The organism is Anaerosalibacter massiliensis, assembly GCF_024623155.1.
In the GTDB taxonomy this organism is placed as follows: Bacteria; Bacillota; Clostridia; order Tissierellales; family Sporanaerobacteraceae; genus Anaerosalibacter; species Anaerosalibacter massiliensis.
Window position 1 is genome coordinate 283746 of record NZ_JANJZL010000004.1, and the last position, 12058, is coordinate 295803.

Here is a 12058-nt window from a genome sequence, read left to right on the forward strand (position 1 = left end):
AATATAGATGTAAAGGTACAATTAAAAGCGTATCGGTATAGAAACGGAAGCGGCTATTTTAAATTTTAGAGGTGATAAATTTGAAAAATTTTAAATATGTTTTTGGTCCTGTTCCTTCAAGGAGAATGGGGCTTTCTATTGGAATAAGTCCTATAGCCGAAGGACATTGCAATTATTCTTGTATATATTGTCAACTAGGAAGAACAAGAAGCATGATAAATAAGAGAGAAGAATATTTCAATTGTAATGAAATAATTGAAGAATTTAAACTCTATTTGAAAGATAATATTGATTTTGATGTAGTTACAATTGTAGGAGAGGGAGAACCTACATTGTATTCTGAATTAGGTATTTTGATTAAAGAGTTAAAACTTCTTACGGACAAGCCTGTAGCAGTTATAACAAATGGAGCTTTAATGTCTGATGATTCAGTAAGAGAAGATTTAAAAAATGCGGATATAGTACTCCCATCTTTAGATGCTTGCAATGATGAAATGTTTAGAAAAATTAATAGACCATATGGAAGCATAAAATTTGATGAAATAGTTGAAGGATTGAAAATATTTTCTAAAGAATATAGTGGTCAATTATGGATTGAAACAATGATTATAAAGGATATTAATGATAACAAAGAGTTTTTTATAAATTTTAAAAAATTGTTAAGTACAATAAATTATCATAGATTATATATCAATTCTCCTGTAAGGCCACCAGCTGAAAAATTTGTGGAACAACCATTAAAGGATTCTATCAGAGAAGCTATATCAATATTAGGAGGTATTTCCATAGATGAATTAGCATCTGAAGGATTTTATAGTGAAGTTGAAGACGACTATGAAGCAATTTTAAGTATTATAAAAAGACATCCCATGAACCAATTTGAAATAAAATCTTTTTTAGATAAAAGAGGGACAGTAAATATAGAAGAAATTTTAAAAGAATTATCCAATGATAATAATATAGAAATGATAAATTACAAAGATTATTATACATATAGATTGAAATGAAAGGAGAAATATCTATGAAAAATCCTGTAAAAAAAGTTGCGGCCATTCATGATCTATCTGGATTTGGCAGAGCTTCACTTACATCAATTATACCAATACTTTCATATATGGGTATTCAAGTATGTCCTTTTCCAACAGCAGTTTTGTCAACTCATACTGGGGGATTTAAAGATTTTTCTTTTGTAGATTTAACAGATTCTATGGAAGACTATATGAATCATTGGAAAAAAGAAAATATAGAATTTGACTGTATATATAGCGGCTTTTTAGGTTCTCCAGAACAAGCAGATATAATTTTAGATTTTGTAAAAAAATTTAAAAATAATTCAAATATAGTGGTTGTAGATCCTGTCATGGGAGATGATGGAAAATTTTATTCTACGATAGATGAGAATATGGTTCATAAGATGAAAAATTTAATAAAAAAGGCAGATATAATTACTCCCAATTTAACAGAAGCTACTTATTTACTTGGTCAGAAATATACTAAAGATATTGAAGAAGAGAAGGTTAAAAAGATGTTGGTAGATTTATCTAATATAGGGCCTAAAATAGTAGTTATAACATCTATTCCAAATATTCACATATCAGATAATATAGATGTATTTGCATATGATAGGGATGACCATAAATTTTGGAAGATAGGATGTAAGTATATTCCAGCAGATTTTCCTGGTACTGGAGATATGTTTACAAGTGTTTTTATAGGAAGTTTACTTAATGGAGATAGTTTACCTATAGCATTAGACAGAAGTGTAAAATTTATTAATATTGGTATTAGAGAAAGCTTTGGTTTTACATACCCTAGAAGAGAAGGAATTTTATTGGAAAAGGTCCTTAACACTTTAAATATGCCAATAATAAATAGTAATTATGAATTATTAGAATAAAGATAAATTATTTACCTCTTGACAAAATTAAATATAAAATATAGAATATTGAAAAGCGATGAATAGGACGAGTAAATCTTGCAAGGTCAAAAGAGATAGAAGTTCACCGGCTGAAAGACTTCTTTGATACACTAGATTGAAAACCACCTATGAGCTCAATCCTGAAGGAAATTATTTTATTAGGGATATGCGTTTGCTGCGTTAAAGCGAAACTGTGAAATTTGGGTGGATGCGAGAATATAAATGCTCGTCCTTTTTGGGCGAGTATTTTTTGTACCCATTTTCTAAGGAACTTAAGATTTTTGAGTTTTATGTATTTTTAGATTATTCCGAATAAAAAATATATGAGGAGGTGTAGAAGTTGAAAGATGTAATTGTATCGAAGTTTGGTGGCAGTTCCTTAGCTGATAGTAAACAATTTGCTAAAGTAAAGAATATTATAAAATCAGATACTAGAAGAAGGTATATAATACCCTCTGCACCTGGAAGACGAGATGAGAAAGATCATAAGATTACAGACCTACTATATATGTGCTATCAACTCGCTTCTCATAATCTTAATTTTGATGAGGTATATGAGATTATTGAAAGAAGATTTGAAGATATCTGTATAGAGCTTGGCTTGGATATTAATATAAATGAGAATTTATTAGATATAAAGGAAAAAATCAAAAATGGAGCTTCTAAGGATTATGTAGCTAGTCGAGGAGAATATTTAAATGCAATTATACTTTCACATTATTTGAATTTCGAATTTGTAGATGCTAAAGACTTGATTGTTTTTGATAATGGTGGTCAATTTGACTCAGAGGCTACTCAATTAAATATACAATCTAAATTGAATGATGTTAGACAAGCAGTTATTCCCGGATTTTATGGTGCTAGGGAAAATGGTGAAATTAATACTTTTTCTAGAGGTGGATCTGATATAACAGGGGCTATTATAGCTAGAGCAATAGATTCTAAGCTTTATGAAAATTGGACGGATGTATCAGGATTTCTTATAGCAGACCCTAAAATAGTAAACAATCCTAAGCCTATTGAAGTAATAACATATAGGGAACTTAGAGAACTTTCTTACATGGGTGCTCCAGTACTTCATGAGGAAGCTATTTTTCCAGTAAAACAGGCAGGTATATCTATAAATATTAAAAATACAAATTTTCCAGAAGAGCCTGGAACCATGATTGTAGATGATTTGTCTCCTATTAGCTATGCTGGAACTATAACTGGGATTGCGGGTAAAAAAGATTTTACTGTGATTTCTATAGAGAAAACTTTAATGAGTTTGAAAAAAGATTTTTACAGAAAATTGCTAACTGTATTAGAGACAAATAATATATCAATTGAACACATGCCTTCAAGTATAGATTCAGTATCATTAATAATTTCAAATACACAATTAAATTCTAAACTTGAAAAGGTAATTGAAGAGATAAGTATATATTGTAGTCCAGATTCAATAATACCTTATCCTAATATGGCTCTTATTGCAGTAGTAGGAAGAGGAATGATAAGGACTAAAGGAATATCAGGAAAAATTTTTATGGCTTTAGCCAATAAAGGAGTTAATATTCGAATGATCACTCAAGGTTCAAGTGAATTAAATATAATTATAGGGGTTGAAAATGATGATTTTAACATGGCTATAGCAGCTATATATGAAGCTTTTGAAAGTTAGCTAATAAATGAAATAATATTAGTTAAATAAATTTAATTTAGTAGTAGGAGGTTAATTTATGATAAGGATTGGATTATTAGGACTTGGAACAGTTGGAACAGGTGTAGTTGAAATTTTAGAAAAAAGACAGGAAGAATTAAAATTTTTAACTGGGGAAGAAATTAAAATAAAAAAAATTTTAGTAAAAGATATAAATAAAAAAAGGAAAATACAATTAGAAGAAAATATAATTACATATGATTATGATGAAATATTAAATCATGAAGATATAAGTATAGTTGTGGAATTAACTGGAGATTTGGAACAAGGATATAGATATATTAAGGCTGCTTTAGAATCTGGCAAAAATATTGTTACAGCAAATAAAGCTGTAGTATCAAAATATCTTGAGGAATTATCCAGTTTAGCAGCTAAGAAAGATCTAGCATTTTTATATGAAGCCAGCGTAGGTGGAGGTATTCCTATATTAAAATCTCTCAAGGAGGAGTTAGCACTTAATAAAATTACAGAGGTTGAAGGAATTTTAAATGGAACTTGTAATTACATTTTAACTGAAATGTTTAATGAAGAACTAGATTATGAAGAAGTATTGGAAGTAGCACAAGAGATGGGATATGCAGAGGCAGATTCAACAGCAGATGTTAAAGGTTATGATACTTTGAGAAAACTTAGAATATTGGGAACTTTAGCATTTCAAGGAGAAATTAATGAGAATGATATCTTATTAGAAGGTATAAGTGAAATCATACCATTTGATATTGAACAAATTAAAAAGAAGGAGTCCACAATAAAATTAATTGGTGAGGTAAAAGAATTAGAAGATGGTTTTACTGCATTGGTTCAACCTACAATAATAAAAGAAGATTCTTATTTTGCTAATGTAAATAATGCCTTTAATTCTGTAGTATTTAGAGGAGATAATGTGGGAGAATTAAATTTTTATGGCTTAGGGGCTGGCATGCTTCCAACAGCTAATGCAGTTTTAGGTGACGTAATAGATATTATAAAGGGTTCTTATAGAAAGGGAAATCCACTAGGAAAAAGAAAGCTTAAAAATTTAAATACGAAATTAAAAAATGAATACTATTTAAGAATTTCATCACCTAATGATAGTATTTATAAAAGTATTGAAAATATTTCCAAAGAATTGTTATCTAAAAAGGATAATATTGCAATTATAACTAAGGAAATTGAATACCTAGAGATAGTTGAATTGTTATCATCCTTAGGTATTGATAATAATAACTATTTTATTGCTAGAATTCTTAAGTAAAGTAGTACTTTAAGTATAGTGAAAGGAATGATACTTAATATGAAATATACAAGTACTAGAAATAAAACAGTTTCTATTTCATCAAGTGAAGCAATTATACAGGGAATTTCAAAAGATGGGGGACTATTTGTTCCTACTAATATACCTAAATTAAATAATATTATGGATTTAAAAGAAATGAATTATAAAGAATTAGCTTTTATAATAATGAGTAAATTTTTTACAGACTTTAAGTCGAATGATCTTAAGAATTGTATTGACAAAGCATATGATATTAAATTTAGTAAAAAAGAGATTGCACCATTAGTAAATGTGGGAGATGTATTTTTTCTTGAACTTTTTCATGGACCAACTTTGGCATTTAAAGATATGGCATTATCTATACTCCCTTATTTATTGAAAGAAGCCATAAGGATAAATAAGATAGATAAGGAAGTAGTTATATTGACTGCTACTTCTGGAGATACAGGTAAAGCAGCATTAGAAAGTTTTGCCAATGTTGATGGAATTAAAATAGTAGTATTTTTTCCTGAAGATGGTGTAAGTGAAATACAAAAAAGACAGATGATTACTCAGGAAGGAATTAATACCTTTGTAGTAGGCATTAATGGCAATTTTGATGATGCTCAAAATGGAGTAAAGGAGATTTTCAACAACAATGATTTTGCAAATCTTCTATATAAAAACAACTATATATTGTCATCTGCCAATTCAATTAATATTGGTAGATTAATTCCTCAAATTGTTTATTATTTTTATGGATATTTAACTCTTTTAAAAGAGGGAAAGATAAAAAATAATGAAAAAATAAATATTGTAGTACCTACAGGTAATTTTGGAAATATTCTAGCGGCATATTATGCAAAGGAAATGGGACTTCCAATAAATAAGTTAATATGTGCATCCAATGAAAATAATATTTTAACTGATTTTATTAATACTGGAATATATGATAAGAGAAGGGAGCTTATTTTAACTTCATCTCCATCTATGGATATTCTAATATCTAGTAATTTAGAAAGGCTTCTATTTCATATAAGTGGAGAAGATGATATGTTTATTAGAACTAAAATGGATGACCTTGCTAGGCAAGGATATTATAAAATAGATAATCTAAATTTAAAATATTTTTATGGGGCTTATTCAACTGAAAAGCAGGTGAGTTTTTCAATTAACAATATGTTTGTAAAAAATAAATACCTAATAGATCCTCATACTGCAGTAGCTTATAATGTACATGAAAAATACAAATTAGAAACTTGTGATGATACAAAGACTATAATTGCCTCAACTGCCAGTCCATTTAAGTTTGGATCAAAGGTAGCGTCATCTATTGACATAGATGTAAAAAATAAAGATGAATTTAACATAATAAAGGAATTAGCAGGCAAAACAAATATTGAGATACCAAGGGCTATAGCCAATCTTGAGAATAAAGAAGTCCTTCACGAAAACAACTGCAATAAAGAGAATATGAAATACTTAATTGAAAAATTTTTAGAAGTAGGTGGAATAGATGATTAAGGTTAAAGTACCTGCTACAAGTGCAAATTTAGGTCCAGGGTTTGACACTTTAGGTCTTGCTCTCAATCTTTATAATACATTTTCATTTAAAGAAATACCTAAAGGCTTGGAGATTGAGGGTTGTGACAATTATTATGCTAATGAAAAAAATCTAGTATATACTTCAATGTTAAAAACATTTAATAAAATAGGATACGAAACTAAGGGTATTAGAATAGAAATGGATACTGATATACCTATTTCTAGAGGACTAGGAAGTAGTGCAGCATGTATTTTAGGAGGGGTTATGGGTGCTAATGAACTAGCTAAAGCTTCTTTGTCAAAAGATGAAATATTAGAAATAGCTACAGAAATAGAAGGGCATCCAGATAATATTGCTCCTGCACTATTTGGAGGACTTGTAGTATCAGTTATGGAAGATAAAAATATATACTACAACAAAATTGACATAGCTAGCGAGATTAAATTTGTAGCATTAATTCCTGATTTTACTCTATCAACTACTAAATCTAGAGAAGTGTTGCCTTCAACTTTTAATAATAAAGATGCTATATACAATATAGGAAGAGTATCTTTATTATTATCTGCTTTGTCAAATGGTAGATTTGATTTATTAAAAATCTCACTAAGAGATAAAGTACATCAGCCCTATAGGAAGAAATTAATACCTAAAGTAGATGAAATTCTAAATAAATGTTATGAATTAGGATCATTAGGTGTATATTTAAGCGGTGCAGGACCTACTATAATGGCTATTGTTAAGAAGGATGATATGAATTTCACAAAAAGAATAAAAGATTATCTCAATTCTATTAATTATAATTGGAATGTTAAAGAATTGGATTTAGACTTATCAGGGGCAATATAGAAGGAGAATTTTATTAGAAAAGGTCTTTGATATTTAAATGTAATATTAATATCTTGACTCTTATATAATATTAGTATTAAAATTAATGTAAACTATAACAAAAATAAAGCTTACAATAAAAGGAAGGAATATATTACATGTTTAAAATAAGACCTCATCATTTAATGTGTATGCAAGCATATATAGGAAAAGGATATAGTAAAGATTTTATAGAGAACATGGATTTTATAGTAAAATCTTTAAAAGAAAATCAAAATCAAATTATACAAATAGTTGGTTTGAATGATGATATTTGCACTAAATGTCCTAATAATATAAATGGATTTAAATGTAGTTCTAATGATAAAGTATTATCTATAGATGGAAAAATTGTAAAACTTTTAGATTTAAAAATGGAAGAGTATAATTATAAAACATTATTAGAAAAGCTAAGAGAAAATTTTAGTGAGGAAAGATTCAAAGAAATATGTGGTAAATGTCAATGGTATAAATATGGGATATGTGAAAAAATTTTTAAAGAAAAAGGCTTTATATAAAAAAGGTAACTATATATGGCAGTTACCTTTTTTATATATATTTAAGCAAATGCATACTGGACATTTGCATTTGGACATTTTATTTGTTCAATAATATCTACTAAATTTATATTTGAAGCACCTAGTTTATCCTCTACTATTTTTTTAATAGATATTGGCTTATAATCATTATGATCAACTGCTACATTAAAGTATTTGTTTTGCTCAAATTTTGAAGGAAGTAGTACTCTATGATGATGTCCATGGATATTAATTGTATGTTCATGGATATTCTTAATAGGTTTATGGGTTAATACAAAATGGTAGTCATCTAAGAAAAATTCTATTTTATTATAGATTTTAATTTTTTTTGTTTCTATTAATCTTTTTAATCTAAATTTGAAGTCATGATTACCTTTTACAAGTATTTTTTCACCATTTAACTTTCTTAGAAGAAAGTGAGAAAATATTTTATTTCCACCATAAAAATCTCCTAATATAAGGACTATGTCATTTTCATCTATATTGTCATTCCAGTTTTTTATCAACGCTTTATGCATTTCTTTTATATTTTTAAATGGTCTTCTAAAAAATTTTACAGCAAATCTTTGACCAAAATGTGTATCGGAGATTAAATATATATTTTGCATTTAAAAAAATTCCTCCTTATTTTCACTATTTTTTTAAATTATAAACTAAATCAGTTATATATTCAAATATATATTTATTTTTAGCAAATAATTAAAAAATATTCTTTTAATGGCTTTTTTGCTATATTTATCATATAAATTTAAGTAATTGGATATGTATTTAAATATAAAAGTTTACATAATATTAAAGGGTGAAATATAATATAAATAATAAAAAACTTTCTAAAATAAGTATTTTTGCTATATTAAAATAAGTATTTTTGCTATATATATGAAAGATGACAATATATATGCTTTAATTCAAAGGTTGACCAAAATAGTAAAATATGTTAAAGTTATTTCAAACGTTGACAATTAAGGTATAGATAAGATTTTATTTTAATTAATGAAGAATTATTTTTTAGAATGTATAAATGAAAGGAGATATTATACCATGGAAAAACTAATGAGAGCACCATCACGATATGTTCAAGACAAAGATGTAATATTAAAAATGAAGGATCACACTACTATGTTAGGAGATTCTTTTTATATTATTGCAAGTAAAACAGCTATGAAAGTTACTAGACCAAAGATAGAAAAAAGTTTTGAAGAAACTGATGTGAAACTAGTTTTTGAAACATTTAATGGAGAAAGTTCTAAAGGTGAGATAAATAGAATTAGAGATTTAGTTAAAGAAAACGGTAGCAATGTTATAGTAGGTGTAGGTGGAGGAAAAACTATAGATACTGCAAAGGCAGTTGCATATTTTGAGAAATTACCAATTGTTATAATTCCTACAGTAACTGCAACTGATGCTCCATGTACAGCTCTTTCTGTTATATATACAGATGAAGGAGAGTTTAGTGAGTACTTATTTTACCCAACTAATCCAGATGTAGTAATGGTAGATACAGCAGTTGTAGCAAATGCTCCTGCAAGATTTTTAGTAGATGGCATGGGGGATGCTCTTGGAACATATTTTGAAGCTAGAGCATGTTTAAGATCAAATTCTCCAAGTTTAGCTTTTGGAGGTATAACACAAGCAGGATTTGCACTAACAAAACTTTGTTATGAAACATTATTGGAGTACGGCTATGAGGCGTTACTAGCAGTAGAGAAGAAGGTAGTAACACCAGCAGTAGAAAAAATAGTAGAAGCAGCAACCTATTTAAGTGGGGTAGGAGCAGAAAATGGTGGACTTGCTGCAGCACATTCAATATATAATGGATTTACGGTTCTTGAAGAATGTGAATATACTTCCCATGGAAGATTAGTTGCATTTGGAACTTTAGTACAGCTTGTTTTAGAAGGTAGTCCAACAGAAGAGATAGAAGAAGTTATTGATTTTTGTTTAAGTGTAGGATTACCTATAACTTTAGAAGAAGTAGGGACAAAGGAAATAGATGGGAAAAAATTAATGAAAGCTTCAAAAGTAGCTTGTGCAGAAGGCGAATCAATACATCATATACTTGGCGGTGTGACTCCAGAACAACTATTTGATGCTATTATTGCTACAGATAATTTAGGAAAGCATTATAAAGATTTAATATAGAATTTTAATATATAAAAGAACCTTTTATTTTTAGAAGGTTCTTTTATATTGTCCAATAAAAATTAATGAAAGTATTTATTCTAAACAGAGAGAAAATGAATAAATTATAATAGTATTTAAGATATATAAAAAGGAAATATACGTATTATGTCGAATAGTATACAGAACTAATTTAAATTTAACATATTTATATTAACATTATTAGTTATGAATGGGGGCGTGAATATGTGGACAAGAAAAGATTTAAAAATTAAAGCTAAGGAGTTTTTAAAGAAACATTATTGGAAGGCATTTGTAGTATGCTTGATTACAGCCCTTCTCGCAGGAAGTATCATCAATGGTTCAACAAGTAGCACTAGATATGATGAAGATGAAGGAACTTTTTCTGAGCATGAATATTATACAGTTAGAATAAGCCCAACTAAGAATCTACTTAGTTCCATAGATAAAGGCTTAAAAAATCCTTTTGTATTTAGAGTAACTTTGGAAACTTTTATTGTATTGGTGATTATTAAAATAATAGTTAGTATAATATTTGGAAATGTGTTGCAGGTAGGAGAAAAGAGATTCTATATTGAAGGATTTAAAGGAGAACCAAAGATTAGAACGTTATTTACTACCTTTAAAAATGGGGAGTGGTTACCTATTGCAGGGAAAATTCTTCTGATGGATATTTACTTATTATTATGGACATTGCTGCTTGTTATTCCTGGTATAATAAAGGGTTATGAATATAAGATGGTACCATATATTCTATCTGAAAATCCCTATATAAGCTTATCTGACGCTATTAAAATCAGTAAGGAAATGACTAATGATGAAAAATGGGAAATATTTGTTTTAGATCTTTCTTTTATAGGCTGGCATTTATTAGGTTCATTACTTTTTGGTTTAGGTGGTATATTTGTAGCTCCATATCATGAAGCAACTGTTGCTAAATTGTATGAGAATTATAGAGAAAACACTTCTCTTAAAGAGCAGTTTAATTATATTTTAGACTAAAGGTTTATATTTTAGCGTTAAAGAGTTTTTTAAAATAATTTTAAGCTAGTATTAGAAAAAATGAAAGGAGAGGAGTAGATGAAAAAATATAATATATCTAATAAAGATCTTACTATATTTTTTGTGGTAACCTTTGGATTAACTACTATAATGGGCTTGGTCATGTCATCAGTCTATTCTTCGGATTTAGTAGACGGTTATTCCTTGGTACAGATGTATTATCCTGCACTAGGTGCAATGACAGCTTTGTTATTGAATAAAGAATCACGTAAGAAGGTACCTAAAGAATTTTATGGTGCATACATATTTTTTTCTGTTATATCCATTATTTATTTATTGGTGAAAACTTGCATATTACATCAAGATCCTTCTTCACAATTAGAAATTTTGGTAACTATTGGAAGCATTGTGTTAATTGTTGCGTATGTTGTAGATAAGGAAGAGAGTTTAGAGTCATTTGGATTAAAATTCAACAAAAACTATAAAAATTCTATTTTATGTGTTTTTATATTTATCATTCTCTATTTAGGTACTATTTTCGTTCCATCATTATTATTTGGAGAATTAGATGAATTTATATCCCCTTTCCGAAATATGAGTACCTGGATTTCACTATTCTTTCTACCCATTTCTTTTCCATTATCTTTTATAATGTTTTTAGGAGAGGAATATGGTTGGAGATATTTTCTTCAGCCTGCACTTCAAGAGAGATTAGGTAAGCGTAAAGGAATAATTGTTTTGGGGTTGATTTGGGGAATATGGCATTTTCCAATAAATTTATTTTATTATAGTCCCCAAACTCCTTTTCATTCAGTTTTAAATCAATTAGTCGGTTGCGTCGCCTATTCAGTTTTCTGGGGCTTTGTATATATGAAGACTAAGAATATATGGTCAGTTTCTATGATACATTTTCTTAATAATAACTTGATATATATTCTTTATGGTGGTACTGGAACAGATATTGTACTTACATGGCAAGTGGTATTGATTAATCTGGTATTTTCAGCCATTTTTTATTTACCTTTTCTATTAACTAAAGAATATAGGAAAAAGATAAATGATAATGTAGTATTATAGGAAATTTTCAAGCTTTGACATACAAATTTCAAGGGGA

The 12058-nt window shown here is 28.1% G+C and carries 11 protein-coding genes; 10 read left to right on the forward strand and 1 reads right to left on the reverse strand.

Annotated features, from left to right (window positions below):
- Positions 1–71: 71 nt before the first annotated feature.
- The 7 genes from NSA23_RS08580 to NSA23_RS08610 all read left to right on the forward strand — a co-directional run bounded on the left by NSA23_RS08580 (position 72) and on the right by NSA23_RS08610 (position 7779).
- Positions 72–1007: a radical SAM protein gene (locus tag NSA23_RS08580; protein WP_257490416.1), complete on the forward strand. Its 936-nt coding sequence runs from the start codon at positions 72–74 to the stop codon at positions 1005–1007.
- 14 nt (positions 1008–1021) lie between these two features.
- Positions 1022–1897 carry a pyridoxamine kinase gene (locus NSA23_RS08585; protein ID WP_042682789.1) on the forward strand — a complete coding sequence of 292 codons (876 nt, stop codon included), beginning with the start codon at positions 1022–1024 and terminating at the stop codon, positions 1895–1897.
- Positions 1898–2258: 361 nt separating this feature from the next.
- Positions 2259–3578 (forward strand): aspartate kinase, encoded by a 1320-nt coding sequence (locus NSA23_RS08590; RefSeq protein WP_042682787.1) that lies wholly within the window; start codon positions 2259–2261, stop codon positions 3576–3578.
- Between the two features lie 58 nt (positions 3579–3636).
- Positions 3637–4851: a homoserine dehydrogenase gene (locus NSA23_RS08595; RefSeq protein WP_042682785.1), complete on the forward strand. Its 1215-nt coding sequence runs from the start codon at positions 3637–3639 to the stop codon at positions 4849–4851.
- 27 nt (positions 4852–4878) lie between these two features.
- Positions 4879–6375, forward strand: a complete 1497-nt coding sequence (gene thrC, locus NSA23_RS08600; protein WP_257490421.1) for a threonine synthase — start codon at positions 4879–4881, stop codon at positions 6373–6375.
- The gene (gene thrB / locus NSA23_RS08605) at positions 6368–7243 is read left to right on the forward strand and encodes a homoserine kinase (RefSeq protein WP_042682779.1); all 876 of its coding nucleotides are present in this window, start codon (positions 6368–6370) and stop codon (positions 7241–7243) included. The genes thrC and thrB overlap by 8 nt, the downstream gene beginning before the upstream one ends.
- Before the next feature lie 137 nt (positions 7244–7380).
- On the forward strand, positions 7381–7779 hold the full coding sequence (locus tag NSA23_RS08610; protein WP_042682777.1) for a DUF1284 domain-containing protein: 399 nt from the start codon (positions 7381–7383) through the stop codon (positions 7777–7779).
- A 41-nt stretch (positions 7780–7820) separates the two neighbouring features.
- Here NSA23_RS08610 and NSA23_RS08615 read toward each other — a convergent pair whose 3' ends face one another.
- Positions 7821–8408: a metallophosphoesterase gene (locus NSA23_RS08615; RefSeq protein WP_050069845.1), complete on the reverse strand. Its 588-nt coding sequence runs from the start codon at positions 8406–8408 to the stop codon at positions 7821–7823.
- Positions 8409–8841: 433 nt separating this feature from the next.
- On the opposite strand from NSA23_RS08615, the gene NSA23_RS08620 reads away from it, so the two are divergent.
- The 3 genes from NSA23_RS08620 to NSA23_RS08630 all read left to right on the forward strand — a co-directional run bounded on the left by NSA23_RS08620 (position 8842) and on the right by NSA23_RS08630 (position 12021).
- Positions 8842–9942: a glycerol dehydrogenase gene (locus NSA23_RS08620; protein ID WP_042682775.1), complete on the forward strand. Its 1101-nt coding sequence runs from the start codon at positions 8842–8844 to the stop codon at positions 9940–9942.
- Between the two features lie 225 nt (positions 9943–10167).
- A complete protein-coding gene (locus NSA23_RS08625; protein WP_042682772.1) occupies positions 10168–10944 on the forward strand; it encodes a DUF975 family protein in 777 nt (258 codons plus the stop codon).
- A 78-nt stretch (positions 10945–11022) separates the two neighbouring features.
- Positions 11023–12021 carry a CPBP family intramembrane glutamic endopeptidase gene (locus NSA23_RS08630; RefSeq protein ID WP_042682770.1) on the forward strand — a complete coding sequence of 333 codons (999 nt, stop codon included), beginning with the start codon at positions 11023–11025 and terminating at the stop codon, positions 12019–12021.
- The last annotated feature ends 37 nt before the right edge of the window (positions 12022–12058 follow it).